The 16904-nt window shown below is 59.6% G+C and carries 25 protein-coding genes and 1 pseudogene; 4 read left to right on the forward strand and 22 right to left on the reverse strand.

Annotation, left to right across the window (positions count from 1 at the left end):
- Nucleotides 1-374: 374 nt before the first annotated feature.
- The 3 genes and pseudogenes from I4X03_RS14455 to I4X03_RS14465 all read left to right on the forward strand — a co-directional run bounded on the left by I4X03_RS14455 (nucleotide 375) and on the right by I4X03_RS14465 (nucleotide 1611).
- Entirely contained in the window at nucleotides 375-518 is a 144-nt protein-coding gene (locus I4X03_RS14455; RefSeq protein WP_223468936.1) for a hypothetical protein, read from the forward strand.
- A gap of 19 nt (nucleotides 519-537) precedes the next feature.
- Nucleotides 538-585 (forward strand): annotated as a pseudogene (locus I4X03_RS14460) (hypothetical protein); the annotation flags it as partial.
- Between the two features lie 741 nt (nucleotides 586-1326).
- Nucleotides 1327-1611, forward strand: coding sequence for a hypothetical protein (locus I4X03_RS14465; protein WP_223468937.1), 285 nt, complete (start codon nucleotides 1327-1329; stop codon nucleotides 1609-1611).
- Nucleotides 1612-1636: 25 nt separating this feature from the next.
- On the opposite strand, the gene I4X03_RS14470 is transcribed toward I4X03_RS14465, so the two are convergent.
- Nucleotides 1637-1837: a hypothetical protein gene (locus I4X03_RS14470; RefSeq protein ID WP_223468938.1), complete on the reverse strand. Its 201-nt coding sequence runs from the start codon at nucleotides 1835-1837 to the stop codon at nucleotides 1637-1639.
- A 200-nt stretch (nucleotides 1838-2037) separates the two neighbouring features.
- Between I4X03_RS14470 and I4X03_RS14475 the strand changes: the two genes are divergently transcribed.
- A complete protein-coding gene (locus I4X03_RS14475; RefSeq protein ID WP_223468939.1) occupies nucleotides 2038-2613 on the forward strand; it encodes a hypothetical protein in 576 nt (191 codons plus the stop codon).
- Between the two features lie 40 nt (nucleotides 2614-2653).
- On the opposite strand, the gene I4X03_RS14480 is transcribed toward I4X03_RS14475, so the two are convergent.
- The 21 genes from I4X03_RS14480 to I4X03_RS14580 form a co-directional block, all read right to left on the reverse strand.
- Nucleotides 2654-2803 (reverse strand): hypothetical protein, encoded by a 150-nt coding sequence (locus I4X03_RS14480; protein WP_223468940.1) that lies wholly within the window; start codon nucleotides 2801-2803, stop codon nucleotides 2654-2656.
- A complete protein-coding gene (locus I4X03_RS14485; RefSeq protein ID WP_223468941.1) occupies nucleotides 2800-3039 on the reverse strand; it encodes a hypothetical protein in 240 nt (79 codons plus the stop codon). The genes I4X03_RS14480 and I4X03_RS14485 overlap by 4 nt, the downstream gene beginning before the upstream one ends.
- Nucleotides 3036-3431 carry a hypothetical protein gene (locus I4X03_RS14490; protein ID WP_223468942.1) on the reverse strand — a complete coding sequence of 132 codons (396 nt, stop codon included), beginning with the start codon at nucleotides 3429-3431 and terminating at the stop codon, nucleotides 3036-3038. Before I4X03_RS14490 ends, I4X03_RS14485 begins: the two co-directional genes overlap by 4 nt.
- Nucleotides 3431-3946 carry a lysozyme gene (locus I4X03_RS14495; RefSeq protein ID WP_223468943.1) on the reverse strand — a complete coding sequence of 172 codons (516 nt, stop codon included), beginning with the start codon at nucleotides 3944-3946 and terminating at the stop codon, nucleotides 3431-3433. Before I4X03_RS14495 ends, I4X03_RS14490 begins: the two co-directional genes overlap by 1 nt.
- On the reverse strand, nucleotides 3939-4160 hold the full coding sequence (locus I4X03_RS14500) for a DUF7940 domain-containing protein (protein ID WP_223468944.1): 222 nt from the start codon (nucleotides 4158-4160) through the stop codon (nucleotides 3939-3941). The genes I4X03_RS14495 and I4X03_RS14500 overlap by 8 nt, the downstream gene beginning before the upstream one ends.
- Entirely contained in the window at nucleotides 4157-4423 is a 267-nt protein-coding gene (locus tag I4X03_RS23100) for a hypothetical protein (protein ID WP_267874058.1), read from the reverse strand. The genes I4X03_RS14500 and I4X03_RS23100 overlap by 4 nt, the downstream gene beginning before the upstream one ends.
- Nucleotides 4420-4632 carry a hypothetical protein gene (locus I4X03_RS14510; RefSeq protein WP_223468945.1) on the reverse strand — a complete coding sequence of 71 codons (213 nt, stop codon included), beginning with the start codon at nucleotides 4630-4632 and terminating at the stop codon, nucleotides 4420-4422. The genes I4X03_RS23100 and I4X03_RS14510 overlap by 4 nt, the downstream gene beginning before the upstream one ends.
- Nucleotides 4633-4666: 34 nt before the next feature.
- Nucleotides 4667-4924 carry a hypothetical protein gene (locus tag I4X03_RS14515; protein ID WP_223468946.1) on the reverse strand — a complete coding sequence of 86 codons (258 nt, stop codon included), beginning with the start codon at nucleotides 4922-4924 and terminating at the stop codon, nucleotides 4667-4669.
- An 8-nt stretch (nucleotides 4925-4932) separates the two neighbouring features.
- Nucleotides 4933-5430 carry a hypothetical protein gene (locus tag I4X03_RS14520; RefSeq protein ID WP_223468947.1) on the reverse strand — a complete coding sequence of 166 codons (498 nt, stop codon included), beginning with the start codon at nucleotides 5428-5430 and terminating at the stop codon, nucleotides 4933-4935.
- An 805-nt stretch (nucleotides 5431-6235) separates the two neighbouring features.
- Nucleotides 6236-6928 carry a hypothetical protein gene (locus tag I4X03_RS14525; protein ID WP_223468948.1) on the reverse strand — a complete coding sequence of 231 codons (693 nt, stop codon included), beginning with the start codon at nucleotides 6926-6928 and terminating at the stop codon, nucleotides 6236-6238.
- On the reverse strand, nucleotides 6921-7841 hold the full coding sequence (locus tag I4X03_RS14530; protein WP_223468949.1) for a hypothetical protein: 921 nt from the start codon (nucleotides 7839-7841) through the stop codon (nucleotides 6921-6923). The genes I4X03_RS14525 and I4X03_RS14530 overlap by 8 nt, the downstream gene beginning before the upstream one ends.
- A complete protein-coding gene (locus I4X03_RS14535; RefSeq protein ID WP_223468950.1) occupies nucleotides 7838-12679 on the reverse strand; it encodes a phage tail length tape measure family protein in 4842 nt (1613 codons plus the stop codon). Before I4X03_RS14535 ends, I4X03_RS14530 begins: the two co-directional genes overlap by 4 nt.
- Nucleotides 12680-12733: 54 nt before the next feature.
- Complete coding sequence (locus I4X03_RS14540) at nucleotides 12734-13021, reverse strand: DUF1799 domain-containing protein (protein WP_223468951.1); 288 nt, start codon at nucleotides 13019-13021, stop codon at nucleotides 12734-12736.
- 17 nt (nucleotides 13022-13038) lie between these two features.
- Nucleotides 13039-13383 (reverse strand): phage tail assembly chaperone, encoded by a 345-nt coding sequence (locus I4X03_RS14545; RefSeq protein ID WP_223468952.1) that lies wholly within the window; start codon nucleotides 13381-13383, stop codon nucleotides 13039-13041.
- 87 nt (nucleotides 13384-13470) lie between these two features.
- Nucleotides 13471-14118, reverse strand: coding sequence for a phage tail tube protein (locus I4X03_RS14550; RefSeq protein ID WP_223468953.1), 648 nt, complete (start codon nucleotides 14116-14118; stop codon nucleotides 13471-13473).
- An 81-nt stretch (nucleotides 14119-14199) separates the two neighbouring features.
- Nucleotides 14200-14547, reverse strand: coding sequence for a DUF3168 domain-containing protein (locus tag I4X03_RS14555; protein WP_223468954.1), 348 nt, complete (start codon nucleotides 14545-14547; stop codon nucleotides 14200-14202).
- Nucleotides 14544-15059 carry an HK97-gp10 family putative phage morphogenesis protein gene (locus I4X03_RS14560; protein WP_223468955.1) on the reverse strand — a complete coding sequence of 172 codons (516 nt, stop codon included), beginning with the start codon at nucleotides 15057-15059 and terminating at the stop codon, nucleotides 14544-14546. Before I4X03_RS14560 ends, I4X03_RS14555 begins: the two co-directional genes overlap by 4 nt.
- Nucleotides 15056-15364 carry a phage head closure protein gene (locus I4X03_RS14565; RefSeq protein WP_223468956.1) on the reverse strand — a complete coding sequence of 103 codons (309 nt, stop codon included), beginning with the start codon at nucleotides 15362-15364 and terminating at the stop codon, nucleotides 15056-15058. The genes I4X03_RS14560 and I4X03_RS14565 overlap by 4 nt, the downstream gene beginning before the upstream one ends.
- Nucleotides 15361-15903, reverse strand: a complete 543-nt coding sequence (locus I4X03_RS14570; RefSeq protein WP_223468957.1) for a head-tail connector protein — start codon at nucleotides 15901-15903, stop codon at nucleotides 15361-15363. Before I4X03_RS14570 ends, I4X03_RS14565 begins: the two co-directional genes overlap by 4 nt.
- 163 nt (nucleotides 15904-16066) lie before the next feature.
- Nucleotides 16067-16372 carry a hypothetical protein gene (locus I4X03_RS14575; RefSeq protein ID WP_223468958.1) on the reverse strand — a complete coding sequence of 102 codons (306 nt, stop codon included), beginning with the start codon at nucleotides 16370-16372 and terminating at the stop codon, nucleotides 16067-16069.
- Nucleotides 16372-16902: a hypothetical protein gene (locus I4X03_RS14580; RefSeq protein ID WP_223468959.1), complete on the reverse strand. Its 531-nt coding sequence runs from the start codon at nucleotides 16900-16902 to the stop codon at nucleotides 16372-16374. The genes I4X03_RS14575 and I4X03_RS14580 overlap by 1 nt, the downstream gene beginning before the upstream one ends.
- Nucleotides 16903-16904 lie beyond the last annotated feature (2 nt).

Below are 16904 nucleotides of genomic sequence, written 5' to 3' on the forward strand. Positions count from 1 at the left end.
GCACGGCAGCGCCACCCATCTATATAGCTAGAAGGATTGCGTTGATTGGAGGGCGCCACATAACTGTCGAGCTCCCCGAAGGAGTGAAGTGGACCTATCAAGTGCTCGATCAGAAATCGCCCTTCCTACTGCAATGAGGGTGTGAACAAGCAAAACGTTGCGCAGCGCTCGCCTATCGAGCGCTGTAAAAACGCCATGACTGGGCACTGTCGCCTGGAATCCTCGGATGCTCAATCTGCGGCAAGGTGCAAGCGGAGTGAGAGGTCGCCGCTGCTTGCCAGACAAAGTCGAGGCGGCATATCGGCGTGGAGACTTACTGGAGAAGCGAAAGGTTTTAATGCAGACGTGGTCGGATTTCTTGGGAGGTGCCAGCAATGCATGAAGATAAGCCACTTCGCGAGTTGCCATCGAGCGGCGATGCGCGCCAGGCGGGACTGGTTGGCAACCGGGCAAAGACGGTGCGCGGCATTATTCCATTTTTCGCCCGCAACGCTCTAGCGCAAGGTAAAAGCTGGTGAGTTCCCGAAGCCAGTTAAGCTATCGGTGAATGTTACGGCCTGGCGCGTCGAAGAAATCAGGGAGTAAATGGCGACAAGGGAGTAGAGGTCTTGGCACATCCGCTGTTTTTTTGAAAACCATGCTGATGCATTGTCGTGTTCTCCAATGATATCTCTTGTGTTTAGTGGAATGTACGTGAGAGCCGACATTCTCGTCCACAGCCGCCCCCCCCGAACCACGACTGTGCCATACCGAGAAGCCCAAATTGCTCCCCATATTTAAGTAAGATCAAACAAACCGCCGTGCCAAGCGCCTATGATGAAGGTGTGAGCGGTAGAGGTACGGCTGCATAGCGATCAGTCGCAACGGTGCGGTTTACGTAAGAGGCTGCCTTTTGCATGGGAGACAATTTTGGTGCTAAACTTCGCTCACTATGCCAATCTTCCTGACCGTCCCACTCTCAACCCCTGCAGCCAACCTCGACAGCGCGGTACAGCAACACATTGTGACCACGCAACGATATCAACTTCCTGGCGGGCATGGTTGGCTAATCCACTTTCAAGGAACGACGGTCGAACTCTCGGAAAAGTTAACGATAACTGGCGGACTGAGCAATCCTCTGCTGCCGTCCGTACTGGTAACGCTCGTGTCTTCCTACTACGGCCGGGCTCCGACGGACATGTGGGAATGGATTCAGACGAGAGTTGCGACATGAATACCCGACAGAGAGCGCAAGCTGTCACTCCGGATAGCGCCCCTCCGCCAGTCCAGACAATACCGCCGTCCATTGGATATGGACATCCCGATCACAACTTTGTCACTGGATTGATGGAAATCCAGAAGCAATTGGGAGAGATCAATGCGACGCTTGTAACGCTCACAAAGACGGTGGATAGTACGAAGGCGAAAGTTGAACTGCTCAACGAATGGCGCCACAAGATTGCTGGTGGAATCGTTGTGCTCGGGGTCGTTTGCACATTGATCGGCGTCGGAATTACAAAGTTTTCGAGCTACTTCGAGTTCAAGTCTCCAGAGACGAAAACGTCAGCTGTCGCACCCGGATTACCGGTTGAGCAGGCAAATTCAGGCACGGGACGACCAGGTCCGAAATGAGGTTTGTTCGTGGGGTCACGGACAGCTACAGCCTATGCGACATGCGAGCCAGCTCGGCCGGATGATCCGCCATGACCTGAACCGCCCATTCCTGCTTCTCGACACGCAAGTCGGGATCGTTCTGATCGCCAATGCGCTCAAAGCCCTGGAAGAGCATTTTGTCGCCGCGGATCATGACGACCTTCGCATGCCACATTAGTGGTAACGGCGTCGTCACCGGGTCCATGCACCTTCATCACTGGGACGTTCTCGATCAGCAAGATAGTGACGTGGCCGACGATGCCCTCATCCGCAGCGATCTCATGGTCGCTTTTGCGCTCGCCTTGGCGGCGGAGGCGTTTGACTTTACTGTACATCGCAAAAGTATAACCGGACATACCACGGCGTTGCCCAGTAAAATATACCATCTGAACTTGCGGGAACTATATGGTCGAGGCCACGCTATGGGGAATGTCGAAATCCGAATGGGATTTATACGCAGTTTTTGGCACACTGCTCTCAGCCGTTGCCTCCTTACTCGCAGTTGTTGTGGCTTTGTATTTAGCAAACCGCTCATCAGGGCACACGGCGTTAGTGACAATCCATCCAATTATTCAGTTAAACGGGCCTAAATATCAAACTCAAGAACGCTTTATCCAGATTACGGTTGTGAACACTGGCGAGCGACCCATTCGAATCGAGCAGATCGGGTGGCGGGTTGGAATCGCCCGAAAGGCGCACGCGATCCAAACATTCGACCAATCATCAAGTGCAAAGTTACCGACAGAGCTTTCGCATGGGCAAAGCGCTCGCTGGTCCATTCCGACTGATCATAGCTCGGGTGCTTCATGGGAGTCAGACATCGCCGCGAAGCTTCTGCATGACTCAGGCGTTCTTGGGGTTTGGAGCTTCCGCGCGTTCGTTTACACGTCAGTCGGACGGACATTCTTTGCGCGGCCCGGTTCAGTCATCAAAGCCCGGCTAACTCAAGCACTCAGAGATTATCGTGATTCAATCAACTAGCATCTTATCTATCAGTGTAAATAGTCGGTAAGTTTAGCCATCATTCCTCCGGCTTCTCAGCCAAGGTTGCGACCAGCAGCGCGACCGCCGCCTCAAGCCGCTGGTAGTACGCCAGGCGATCGCGGCTGATCATCTCCATTGGCGATGTGTCATCTTCGCCATGAAGGCGCAAGGTCATGATGTCGGTCACAGGCAGCCGGCCAGCGCCGCCTCAAGCAACCCTTCGTACTTGAAGTGCAGCGGCGTGTCGCGCGCGATCGCCAGTACCTTTTCGCCATTGCTGGCGCCGGGCCCGAGCGTCAGCGCCTCAAACGCCGGCTTGATCGGCATCGCCAAAATGCATTTCGTGTAGACCGGGATCTTCACTTCTTGCGTGACGGGCTTGGTGGCGCATCCGGCCAGCAGCAGAACGAGTAGCCATTTCATCGGATCGCCTCCAGAATGTCATTCACCACGGGCATGGCCTCGTCGCAGGTATTGGCCGTCGCCGCTCGATTGCGCGCCACTGCATCGTCATAGCGCCGCCCGTTGGCGACTGCCAGATCGAGCGCCACCTTGCCGCGCTGCTCAGCGCCCCGCTTCTGTTCGGCCAGCGCCTCGACGGCGTTGTTCTGCTCGCGGATTGCCGTTTGATATTGCGCGCTGATTTCACGCTCAGCCTTCAGGTCGACGATCGCCTGGTCGCGGTCATGCGCCGCCATGTACCAGCCGTGCCCGAGGAAGGCGCACAGGGCCAGCGACAGGACGGCCAGCGCGATTGCGCCGATCTTCCAGATGCCGCCGACCATTGCGCCGGCAGCTGTGGTTAGGATGTTCATCATTTCCTCGTAAGGCAGATTTCGATGGCGCGCATGCGGCGCAGGACTAGACCCTTGACCGGCATAAGCGCTCGCTTGTATGTGCCGTCCGGCTGTCGGACGCTGATCCACGCCTTGTTCCAGGCAAACAGCGCCGTGCAGGAGCCGGCGACATCACCCTGATTGGCAAGCCTCGCCATAGTCGACCCGCAGAAGCCTTGCACGCCCACGTTGTAAGCCGCGTCGACGAAAGCGATGCGCTGGCCCACCGTGAGCCGCGACATCGGCAGGCACTTGTCGACGCCCTCGGCATGGCGTGCGAGATCGCGGTCGAGCTGGCGGTTGCACTCTGCCGGCGTGTAGACCTTGCCCCACATTGCGTTTTCGGTTGCGCCGTCGCAGTAGGTAAGCACTCCAGCGATGTCTCGGTAAGTCTTGAGCTCCCTGCCCTCTTGCGCTGGCGTGAAAATCAGCAGCGCAGCGGCGGTAGCGGTGCCGACGATGGCTGTGAGGCTGCGGATGTTCGGCTTATTCATCGCTCAACTCCTTCTGCGCCACGACGCGTGCCGCCATTGCCGCCAGCGTGATGACCGCGCAGCCAATGGCAAACACGCCAGGCGGGATCGAGTCCGGCTTCGTGATGGCGACGTAGACCTCTGCCGCCGTCAGGGCGAGCGCGAGTGCGCTGAACTTCAGGCTCAAAGCCTTTTTCGCGATCAATTTCCAATCGCTTACGAGATGAATGTTCATTTGCCGCCCCAGAAGTTAGTTCCCTTGGCGCCAGTCTTGCCAGTCGCCCCGGTATCGCCGTCCTCGCCGGCGGGCCCGCGCCTGCCGGTCTCGCCCTTTTCTCCGACGCCGTCAGCGCCGGCCGCGCCTTGTGCCCCGGCTGGGCCGACTGGTCCGCGCTCGACGACTGGCGGATAGATATAGGCGACGACCAGCATCGCAGCCGCCACGCCAAGGAAGATGCGCAGGAGTGCCCAGAACCATCTAGACCATGCGGTTTTCAATGGATTTGCCCTCCGATGACCTTGTTGGCGATCCAAACGACCATGCTGATGACGGCGGCGCCCAGCGTCATCACGCCCCACTTGAGCGCCTTGTCGCGTTCGGCTTGGATGGCCTTGATCTTGTCATTCGCTTCTTCAAGATCGTTTTCAAGCGCCGTCTGCCGCAAGATCAGAAGGGCAATTTGCGTTTCGTTTGACTGGACTGTCATGAGTTTCCTTCGGTGCGGGCGTTAAAAAACCCGCTCATGGCGGGTTGTGTGATGCGACTTTATCTCTGAGCTTCCGGTACGCGTCTTCGCAGTGCGTGGGGCCATCCCACAGGCTGAACACCGCGTTGATCACTGCCCGGTAGTAGGTGTATGGCCTCAGATGCCCGAGTCGCCCGCAGCGCGCCGAGAATGTCTCGTGCGCCCACGTGTTCTCGCTGAACGGGTTGCAGCACAGGTTGAACAACTGGGACAGCGTGTTGCCGATTTGCGAGATACCGTGCTTGAGGCCCATTGCTGCTCCTACGGGTTGAGTGCTGCGGCGCGCGCCCATGCGGCATTGAATCCGGCTTCGTCGTAGCCGATTGCCTGCCACAGTTGCGCAACGAGGTAATTGTCGCGGCGAGCGGTCAGCGCCTTCGCCCAGTACGCGCGAGCCTTTGCCCCGTCCGCTCCGGTCATGCTGTCAAGGATCGCCTGCACCGTGTCGAGTTTGGCGTCCTCGATCAGTACGAGCTGCAGATTGAGCATCGGGACGGATTCTGCAATCTTGGCTGCCGCCTCCTCCGGCGTCTCGTCGCGCAGGGTCCATGTCTGCATCCATTCGCCATCGAGCTGAACGGGCATGCCAGGGACTGCTACTTGCCCCGGGCCAGCTGCCGGGTCGACCTGAGCGACCGGGAAAACGCCGTGATACGCCAGATCCTCGTCGGTGATCACGTCCGAGAAGAGAACGTTCAGGCCGGAGCGGATTTCGCTATGGTCAGCGAAGACTGTTTGTGATGCTGGGTGAATGTACATGCGATTCCCTTATTCGTTCGCTGTGCGGGTTGATGGGTAGGAGCGGCCAGCGCCGCTAATCCAGCGGAAGCTGCCGGGTTTGCCGGGGCGCCCCGGCTCTGTGATTAAGCCGCCGTCTACCGTCCAGCCAGCGCCACCACCCGCGCCATTGGTGTTGGTGCCGCTGCCATTGCCGCCGTCACTACCACTCGTATTGCCTGCTGCTCCATTGGCGCCCTGGCCCTTTACGCCAACGCCCCCGCCATCGCCGCCGTCGTCTAGAGGGGAGGATGACTGCCTTGCGCCACCTCCGCCACCTCCGCCTCCACTGCCGGCGGTAGCGGTGGGCATCGCGCCGGTGCCTCCATTACCCGAATATCCGCCAGCGCCGCCACCGCCGCCGCCGTTGGAATCATCGGAGAATGGATATGAACTGCCGCCGCCCCCGCCATTGCCGCCCCCGACAGAGGACGAAAGCGCGAAGGCAGAACTGAAAATTACGGTTCCGCCCCGCGAAAGCGTGGTGTGCGCTCCAGCGGAGGCGGGGCCAAAGTCATTTATACCTGCGCTACCAGCCCCCACCACTAGAATCAGGACTTCATTTGGAACAACTGGCAGGAGGGGAATTGTGTAGCGAAGGTCTCCGCCTTTCCCCGCGTATGTGTGCCCGCCGCCCATGCCGCCCTGAACTGCGACACACGACCAGAAGTAGGTATCTGGAGCAACGGTGATGTTGTAGGTTCCCGCGACGAGATATTCACCTTGCCCGATGACATCCTTGGTTGCGGCCGCGCCAGCCGTCATGCGAAATGTGGTGCGGTCCATGTTAGTTCACGAAGTTAGGCGCGACCGTCAGGCGCCACCGCACGCCGCCGTTCTTGGTGCTAAACATCAGCATGTGCGTCTTGCCAGTGGCTAGCGTCGGCATGACATCGTTCGCCACCTTGACCGATGCCGGAAGGGCGATACTGCCGCCGTCAAGCTGGAGTTCGAGCGTGAAGCTTGCTCCGGTGCTCGGCACATTCGAGATCGTCAGGGTTGATGCGGTGCTGATAGTCTTGGTGAAGTAGTCGGCGAGCGCCAGGTTAATGTCGAGTGCGGCCACCGCGACGGGATCGAACGTCGACGATCGGGCGATTGCCCGCCAGTTGGTCGAATCGAGGGACGGGTCAGTCGTTCCAGCGCCAGCCGTCTTGCGTCGATAGGTCTGCAGGGACAGCGGGCTCATAGCCGCCTGGTACTGCGAATAAGTAGTGCCACTCACCCACAGCGGCGCATTTGCGGCGAACACTGCAGCTTCAGCAGCGGCAGCGGCGGCACTTGCAGAAGAACCAGCCGCAGTCGCACTGGCGAAGGCGTCGACCGCATTCGCGTAGACGTTTGTTGCGAGAGCGCCGAATTGCGCAACCGCCGCGATTAGCCATGTGATGAAAGCATCGACCCTGCCAGCGAATGTGGCGCGGTCTCCCCGCTGTGGCCCGTCTGGTGGTGGCGTGATGGTCGGCGGAGTATTAGCCATTGAGAATTCCTTGGACGGTTAGGGAGAGAATGCAATGTGTGGGGTGGTCGTACGAGAGTTCTCCGCTTGCCAGCCCGAAGCGACGAAGGCCGCGCAGATCATCTTTGCTAGAGGCCATCCAGAATGCAGGGATGTCGAGCATCGCTTCCATAGTCGAGAGAACGCGGTTGGCGTCGGCCCGATCAACGAGTGCGGTCAGGCTAAGATCGGTCGTCGCCTTTCGGCGGACAATCTTGGTGACGCCTAAATCGTCGGTTTTTATGTAGCTGTACGTCTTTGGCTTGGCCTTGGCGCCCTGCAAAACAGGTCCGAAGTTGATCAGGCTGCCGATGGCGACGACGCCGCACTTCACCGGGGTTGAGCTGGAGAGCGTGTATGTCAGTTCGGCGCTGTTGTACTGCTCAATTCCGCTAAGCAGCAGGTCGGTTCGTGGGGAGAACGGGTCGAAGAAATACTCGTCATAGTCCGAAGGCTCAGACCCTTCCAGTGAGCCGGAGTAGGAATAGACGACATTTCCGCTCGGCGAATCCTTCACCGTTACCGCGATCGTGCTGGCGTCAAGGCCATCGAAATATAGGTCGGTGAATGCTCCTGGCTGCATCACCACAGTTAGCGGGACCGACAGCGTTGTCTGCGTGCTGATCTCGGCGTCGAACATGGCCCAGCGATTCGTCGGACCATAATCGGTCCAGTAAATCACTGCGCCGCTTCGGTTGCGGATGTCGGTCGGGTCGCGATTCACATTACCGGCGAGTTGACTTTGATATACCCGGTGCGTGACAGGACTGATGCAAAATTCACCATTTGAAAAGGTTGCGCCGCTGGTCCAGGCCGGATAATCATTCTCCGGCGCGGTGCTGCTGATCACCATCGCGGTTGAGATGGTGATGGGCTTAAGTGCGCTTAGGGTCATGCGAACTCCACGAGCAGCGGGCCGCCGCCGCCAGAAATGTTGTCAAGCAGCTCGGCGACCTTCGCCGAGCTGGTCGATGTGGATGCGTTGGCCGCTTCGAGCTTATTGACCGCCTTAGTGAGAAGATCCACTGCTGCGGCGAGGACTTGGCTATTAGCGTTCGGGTCGCGCAAGGCTTGCATCAGCTCGCGGTTGTCAGCCGCAGGGATGACGCGCTCGCCTTCGTGTAGCATCGCTGGCATGTTGGCCGGCACGTAGTTAGTCCCGACCGCGAAGCCGCGAGGCTTCTTGTACTCATCCGACTGCATGAAGGCATCACGGGCGGCGTCAAGCGACATCCCACTTGCAAGCGCCTGAGTCCAGTACGCGATACCGCCAGCGTCGCCGGAGCGCCCCAGCAGCGACTTGTACAGGTCCTGCGCCTTGGCTTCCGGCGAGTTCTTGATTGCCGCGACAATCTCGGAGACTGACGAGCCGGCAGCAGCACGATCCTTGAAATACTCAAGGCCTGCAGCGTCAGGGGCGCGGCCGAGCGCCGACTTGTAGGCGTCGTTGATGCTCTTGGTCGAGCCAGAGAACGCGTTGCCCTGCGCCGCCAGGATCGCCAGACGCACGCCTTCGATAGCCTGCTCGATGGTCAGGCCGCGAGTGTCCAGCCCTTTGAGCGCGTCAATCTGCTCCTGCTGCGCCGATACCATCGAGTCGATGCTTGCAATCTGCGCCTCATAGGCCGACTGCGCCGCCGCCTTCTGATCTTCCAGAGCCTTGAGCGTGCGTTCCTCGACCGAAAGAGCGGCGTCTGACAGCTTGCCAAGTTCGGCGAGGCTGTTCTGGGTCTGAGCTTCGGCGCGCAACTGATCCTGCAACGTGGCGAACGTGTCGCCTGAATCGCGGGACAGCACGGAGAGCGCTTCTTTCAGACTGTCGGCAGATGGCAGCACGCCGGATGCCTTGGCGATCGCGATTGCGGCTTGAATCTGCGCCTGCGCGCCATTGCGATCAAGGCCGGTGCCGCGCTGGCTCAGGGTCGAGTTGACCGAATCCGACAGCGCGCGCCGCTTGGCTACCGCCTCAGTTTCGAGGTCGATGCTCGATTGCAGGCGCTTCATCGTTACTTCGTGCGCCTTGGTTGCGCGATCCTTCTCCGCATTGGCGATGCGCTGCATGACCGAGAACGAGTCGTCAACACTGCCCAGCAAGCCGGATGCCGCTGTCTTGACGGCCTCGATTGCACGCTCGCGAGCTTCGATGGCGGCGTCGGCCGAAGCCTTTGCTGCTGCGATAGTCGCCTCTGCTGCTACTTCGGATGCCTTCGCCACTTCGGCAAATGCGCCTTGCAGCTTCATCAACTCGGCGTAATTCCTCGCGCCCGCTTCCGTGGTCAGGTCAAGGCCGAGCACCAGCGCCTTGAACTCTTCGCGGGTGTCGACCATCGAGAAACCGAGATCGCCCATCGCTTTGCTGACTGCCGCGGCAACCGGGGCAAGTCGATCCGACTCCGTCAGGAAGTTTTGGGCGAAACCAGCCGCATTCTGCGTGAGTGCCTGGATGCCGCCGGACAAGTCAACCAGACGCTCGCGAGCGGTCAGCGAGTCAGCACCGACAGCGCCGAACAGAAGCCCGATGGACGACAGCGCCGCGTCGATGGTCGCGTAGTTCGTCGCCAGGCGTTGCAGGGTCGCGCTGGCGCCCTCGCCTTCCTTGGCGAAATCGCCAAGCGTAGGCAGCAATTCGTTCGCAATCGTGTTACCGACGCCAGTGAAGAAGTCAGAGATCGCCTTCTTGTTGGCCTCCTCGTCCTTGGTGATGGCGATGCTCAGCGACTGCGTACGGTTGGCGATCGAATCAGCATTCAGGCCGAGGACTTTAGCGAAGTCGGAGGATGCGGCCTTGATGGCGTCATAGCCTGCGCCGAATTGCTTGGCGGTGGCCGCGTCGATGGCGGTCGAGTCAACACCCTTCTTGTCGCTGCGGAAAACTCCGCCCTTCTGAATAAACGCCGCGTCAGTCGTTCCAGTAAGGCCGTTCTCACCGAATGCCCCGTTGAGCGTGGTGCTTGTGACCTCCTTGGCCTTCATGCCAAAGAGGCGATTTGCCGCACCCGCGATTAGTCCGCCGATAGCTGCGCCGATAGGCCCTGCAACAATCGCGCCGACCGCCGTCCCGGCATTCACTAGACCGTTACCCGAACCGCTGATCGCGTAGCCATTCGAGAGTGCGCGCCCGCCGTACACGCCAGCAGCAGCGCCGCCGAGATAGCTGGCAGCTACGCCAGCGCCAGTGGCGAACGAGCCGTTTGTCAGGAGCGTTGGCGATGCGCCTGATGCGTACATTGCAGCCTGAACCGTATCCGCAACAGTCGTGGCGATGCCAGTAAAGCCGGCAGAGATTGCGCCGTACGCAGCCTGAGCGGACGAGACGATGCCAGAGATTCCACTAGCCCCGCCGCCTCCGCCGCCTATCAAATCAGCGGCATTCGCCACGCTCGCGCCTCCAGTCACGCCAATCAGGCTCGCGACCAGGTTCATTACAAACGGCTTGGCGAACATCTTGTAAATCTGATCGGCGACCGAAGTCTTGAATGTGGTGGCGAGGGACTTGGTGAAGGACCTCCAGCCGTCTTTGCCGTTGTTGAGCATGTCGGCAAAGCCGGTGCGGAAAACGTCTTCGTACTTGTCAACCGTCTTTTCCCACTCGTCGGTCATGGCCTTATTGGCCTTCTTCGTCGCCTCTTGCGTATCGACCGAGGAGAGTGCCGCAGCGCTGCGCCGCTTCGCGTCAATCAGCTTTTCGAGTCGCTCCCGAGTTTCGATCTCCTTTTCGGTGACCGCGATGGACACTTGCTGAGAGAGTTGCTCTTCCAGGCGTGCGAGTTCTAGCGCCTCAATAGCGCCCTTAGTCATGCCGTAGGTGCGCGCGAGTTCCTCGTTCTTGTCGGCCTCGTTTTCGGCTGCGGTAACGGTGCGCGCAGAAGCGTCGGCGCGCTCCTGAGCCAACTTGAATGCTTCGCCCTCAAATTTCAACCGAAGCTTGCGCGCTGAGATGATCGACTCGTTGACCGCGAGCGTATCCAAGTCGGCGAGATATTCCGCCTTGTGGGCAGCGGTCAACTTCAGCTTGCCGCTACTCAGTTGTTCGTCGAGCGCGACGCGCAGCTTTTGCGACTCGGTAAGCGCACCTTGGCCCGATGCTTCGCTGGCGGTTGCAGCGATACGTTCCTTGATCGAGGAGGTCAGTGTCGCGTAGGCGCTCGCCTCCTTGTTAATGGCGGCATCGATCTTCTTGTCGACATACTTCTCGCGAATGGCCGCGATGCGCTTTTCGATTTCTTCTTGAGACTTGCCGGCGATAGCGCCCACATTGCGCGCAGCGGCAACCTCAAGCTCCATCTTTTTCGTTTTGGAGAGATATTTGTCACCCTCCTTGCTCCACTCTAGCCCTGCCTCCCATTGCTTATTCGTGGCAGAGGCGGCGGCGGCAGCCTCAGTTTCCAGTTTGATCTGCCCTTTAAGGCTCGCCTCAATCTTGAGGTTTGCCGCGAGTTGCGCCCGAACCTCCGCGTTGCCACCGAATGACGCATCAAATGGTTTCGATGCTGACTTTTGCGCCTTATCGATCTGCTTTTGAACTGCCGCCAACTGCTCCGTCAGGGTGTCTTTGCGCCCGATGTTGAGCATCTTGTCCCAAGTCCCGGAAGCGATCTCGCCCAAGCCTTTCCACGCAGTCTCCAATGCGCCGAGATTATCCTTCACACCTTTGGTGCGAGTCTCCATTGCGGATGCAAATGCGGCCTGTGCGGCTGATGCCGCCTCGTCGGCGCGCCCCTGAGCCTCAAGCGCCTTCACTTGTTCATAGACGGCGGGCGTCAGGAAGCGATAGGTTTCGTTCAGCCTCTCAAGTGCGGCAACTGGATTTTTCCCGAGGTCGGCAAATGCTTTTGCGGTGTCGCCAACGGCAATCCCAAGCACACGCTGAGAATCGGCGGCGACTTTACTGAAGCGCTCAATGTTGCTGGCCGAAACGCGACCAGTGTCAGCAATAGCGGCGACTGCGGCAGCGGCCTGCCCCTGCGTTCCAGCGGCAGTGCTGATGCGTGCCGACATATCCGCAAGCTGGCCGGCGGTCACGCCAGCGGCATTGCCGGTGATGATGAGGGCGCGGTTGTAGGCGTCGGCCTCTTTACTACCTTGGTTGTATGCGATCGCCAGGGCACCAGCAGCGGCGGCGGCGATTGTCAGCGGATTGATCAGGCCGACGACATATCCGCCGAGCGCCCGAGCGGCATTGCCAGCGCCGCCGAACATATCCTTCAGCTGTCCGCCCTGTTGCAGAAAGACTGTCAGGGGCGCTTGACCGCCTTGGATGGACGTGACGATGTCAGTGAACTGCGCAGGCACGCCACGGAGTGCGGCAGCCGTAGCCTTTGCACTCATCCCGACGTTGTTGAGTACCGGACTTGCCGCGCCAAGGGCGACATTCGCCGCTTTTTGCGTGGCTTCCATCGCGCGCAGTTGCGCCAGGTACGGCTCAAGCACCTTCGGATCAGCACCACGCTGACGAGCGCGAAACTCTTGATATTCTGCGTTGGCCTTGCTGCCCGCTTTAAGGGCAGCAATTTCTCGCTCAATGGCGTTGACCGCGCTTCGCGTTGCCGCATCGACCTTGCGCGCAGCAGCCTCCGCGCCGGCCCCGGTCTTGTCGAAGCCGTCGTTCTTCCCAAGATTCTCAAGGTTTCGACCGGTCTTGGCCGATGCCTCGTCGATCTTGCGCAGCCCTACCTCGGCCTGGCTGCCATCAACCACGACCTTGATAGTTGCGCTATTGGTGATTTCCGACATTGGCAAGCCCAAAGAAAAAGCCCGCCGGAGCGAGCTTGAGTGTGTATCCGGCGATTACTCAGCCGGTCGTGGGCGCATGGCTGTAAGTGCCGCGCCTTCCATCAGTTCGATATCTGCTTCGAGTTGGTCGTACTCATCCGAGTCGAGCTTCATGCGGTCCATCTTGTGGAGCACTACGCCGAAGTCGAGGCCGATCGGACCACCCGGCCCGCACAGCCAGCGGCGGCGAACTCGACAGAACAGGTCGTATGCCCGGTAGTTGTCCGGGTAGGGATAGACGGGATCGCTTGCGTAGTCCTCTGCACTGAACCCCTCCGCGATTTCCGGAGCGGGTTCGTACATGGCTTGCGCAAGCGCGATTAGTTTTTTGTGCGTGGCCCCGTGCCGGTCAGTTCGGCGATGTAGGTTTGGATTGCCGCCTCAGCCGATGCCATGTACTTCTGCAGCATCTTCTCGACGTTCGCGCGGTCGAATGGCTCGTCCAGATCCCAACCGCTGGCGATGTCCATGATCACGTCGATCTTTTGCGGGGCCGGAACGTCATCCGAGCCGGACAGGCTGTCGAGGAATTCTTTGAACTCGTCGCGCTCGCGGTATTTGTAGGTGAACTCGATACCGGCCTCTTTGCCGCCAGGAATCATGAAGATTGCCGTCTGCTTGAAGGTCGGCGACGGGGTCAGGCTTGGTTTGACTGGCTTTGCCATTTTTTGCTCTCGTAGAAATAAAAAGACCCTTGGGGATCAGGCCAAGGGCGGAAAGACCCGCCGAGGCGGGCCGAGGGAACTTGTTGGTTACGCGGCGTAGCGGGTGCTGCGGTTGTTGCCCGAGAACTCCACGCGGACGCGGTTAATCTGGCCGTCCTGGTAGACAACTTCCTCGTTCAGCGCGACCGTGCAAGGCAGCAGCGTGAAGCTGCCGGACTTGGTGACGGTCTTGAGGATGGTGTCGCTCTGGACGTCGGTCAGCGTCTTCAGGGCGGTGTAGCCCGGTGAGCCGATCGAGTCAGCATCCAGTTCCAGCGAGCGGTTGACAGCAGCGAAGCCGTCGTTGATCGAGAACGTCACGTCGGACTCGACGTACTTGTATTCAACCTTTTTCGACTCGCCGCCCGATGCGCTCGGGTTCATCACAGTGGTCAACTGGACGAAGGTCGATGCTTTACGCACCGAGCCGACGCCGCCGCCAGATGGGAAGAAGTTGGTATTGCTGGTGTCAGCGCCTTCCAGCACGAACGAGTCGGCCAGCGAGGTTTTGACGCGGTACGCGCGCTTTTGCAGGCGACCCCAGCTGGAGGTCATCTCGACGATATCTCCGTTGCTGAAGCCGTGAGCGGTCGACGAAACGACTGCTTCGACTGCGTTAGAAATCGCGGTAACAGTCTTCGCGGCGGCGAAAGCGGTTGCTACGAAGAAGGTTGAGCCAGTCGGCACTTGCGCCATGATGAATCCTTTCAATGGACGAAAAAAAAGACCGCTTAACGGTCTTTGTGGTGAATGCCCATGAAGGGCCGGGATTTGTTGCTAATTCCAGAAACTAAAGTCCTGCATCGTGCCGTGCGCGTCTACCGTCTCGTCGTAAGTGGCGGCGCGTCCAGTCAGGACCTCGGCTTGCAAATTGGGGGATGTGCGCAGTGCGATCTCGACCTGCTTTCCGAGCGTAGTCGCCTCAAGGTGTGCGCTCGCCCATACGTTGATCTGCACGCGCGTGTTTTCACGATCGGGGACCTCGCCGGTCGTGTAGTTGATCGGCTGACCGCCAACTGCTTGATAGGTGATGAAGGGCTTCACAGTGTCCGCCTTTGCCACGTTCGCGAATACGCGCCCGGCAACCAAGTCGGTCAGCGCGTTGAGCAAGTGGAGTTCCATCATTTCGAGCCGCCCATCTTTTCGTTGATCTTCTGTGCGAGCTTGTCGCGCATGACCTCGATAGCGTCGGCCTTGCGCGCCTCGTAGGCTGGGCGCATGAATGGGTAAGCCGGGACTGTCGCGGAGCCGTACTCAAGCTCTGCGGCGCGGCGGTGAGCCTTCCAGGTGCTGCCCTTGCCTGACTTCGGCTTGCGCGGCACGAATTTATGACCTTGCTCGACGAATCGCCAGTAGAAGGCATCGCCGTCAGCGCCAAACTTGCCACTGCGTACGGTGACGAGATAGGCTTGCTTCTTGTCGCCGTCCGATTCCTCAGTCAGGCGCTTGGCGATGATGTTGTTATAGATCGTGCCAGTCTTCTTATTGCGCAGCGCATTTACCTTTGCCTGCTCGCGGAAGACTTCGGCGCCAGCGAAACCGGTGGCGCGTAGCGTTGGTTCGTCGATGGCCGCTCCGATGTCGTTAGTTACCTGCCGGATCGCCGCAGTCAGTGCGCTCGAATCAAAACTGATCACCTCACCACCTCGCAAGCCAGATCAACGTGATACATCGTCTGCTCATCGGGCATTACGGCATTTACCTGAAAGATGACATCACCATGCCGAATGCGCCAGGATGCCTGCACGTCCGTCCGATAGCGCAGCCGGATCGAGGCTTTGACGATGGACGTATCCGCGCCAGCCTTGATCGTCTCGACGCCATTCAGGTAGCGGACGTTGGCCCAGAACTCGCCGACTGGCTGCCATCCTTCGACGGGCTGGCCGATTGCGTCGACTTCATCGCCGGGGCGGTCGAGCCAGACGCGCTTATTGAGATTCATCGGTAGACCTTCCAGCGATCCAGGCTGCGGATCACGTATTCACTCTTCGGCAGCGTCGGCAGGAAGTGCTCGGCGACCTTGGCGAGGATGTAGCCCTTGATCGACGCCGGAACGAATGACTCGTCGGCTCCGAAGCCGCACACCACATCCACGCTTACCGCATTGGCATGAGCCGCAGTCGCTGGCCAAGCCCTGCCGCTCGCCGGGATCAGGTAGCCTGGCTCGCTCACTTTGTCGAGGTAGTAGTCGGCGGGGTCGAGCGCTTGATCGAATCCGTTTTCGTCGAGGTATCGCACGCTCAGCACTGAGGCGGCTGGCGACATCGGCAGCTGGATCGCATCCGGGAACGCGTCCAGTGTCACGCGCCATGTCTGGCTGATGAAAGCGCGGCCGCAGATATGCTCAGCATCTTCCGTGATCGAGCGAACCACTAGCTCGATCTCGGTGTCACGCTCCGTGCCGTCAATTCGCGCGTGCGTTCGCGCATCAACGATCGCCACAGCCATATTCACAGGCGGCGTAACGAGGCGATCAGTCATCGCGCCCCCGATTGCTTAGCGGCTGGGCGCGGTGGCTGCACGCCGCTCGTTGCGACCGGCGCGCGGGCGTATGCGCCGCCAGAGCCTAGCGTTTTCAGCAATGGAACCTCGAACACCATGCCATTCGAGTCAACCGCTCGGAAAGTCTGCGGAGTCTGCTCCATTAATGATCCTCCCGAACGAACCACATCGTGCGGTCGATCTCTTCGCCATTTGCACAGGTCAGGCGGATCGTGCAGAAGTTCAGCGCGTTGGGCGCCACATCGAGGCCGCCCAGCTTCACAATGACATCCGTTCCTTGGATGATTGGCGGTTCCAGCACGGTGACGCCAGCAGGAATCGCCAGCGCGGTCGCGGCGGTCGTATTCGAGTCCGTCAAATCCTTGGCGAACCCGTACTTGTACAGGCGCTTGTCGTCCGGATCTTTCAGGACAGTCCACTTGCCATTGATGAATGTCGGATCGGCCATTAGAAGTTCACTCGATTTTTGCCGCCATCGAAGGCGACTCGGTTAGTGCCGCCACCGAAATTGACGGTGCGGGACGGGGATACCTGGATTGAATCGGCTGGTGGATCGACCGGGGGCGGGTCAACCGGCGGAGGATCGACTGGCGGCGGGTCGGTTGGATCGTCGGCTAGGATCGTGTAGGACTGCTGCAGGCGCGAGGAGACGTACGCGCCACCCATGTTTAAGTAGGCCTCGGCATACGTGACGGCACCGGCCTCGTCGGTCTTGCTGAATGGCATGACGAACGAGGTGCCGTCGTATCTGAAACTCGTGTCCTCGTTAAAGAAATACGTGCCAGATGGCGGGAATTGGAGGATCTGGAACCAGATTTCCTTGCCCTGCTCATCCGGGCCGACGCTGTCGTAACCGAAGCCAGGGAACCCGGTTTCCGATGCGTCCGGCACTTGCGATCCGAGAACGCCCCAGCCCCGGAACCCAAAGTGGTAGCCATCGGCAAGCAATGGCGCATCAAAGCGGTAGCTGCCTGCCATGG

Source organism: Massilia soli (assembly GCF_016809835.1).
Taxonomy (GTDB): Bacteria; Pseudomonadota; Gammaproteobacteria; order Burkholderiales; family Burkholderiaceae_D; genus Telluria_A; species Telluria_A soli.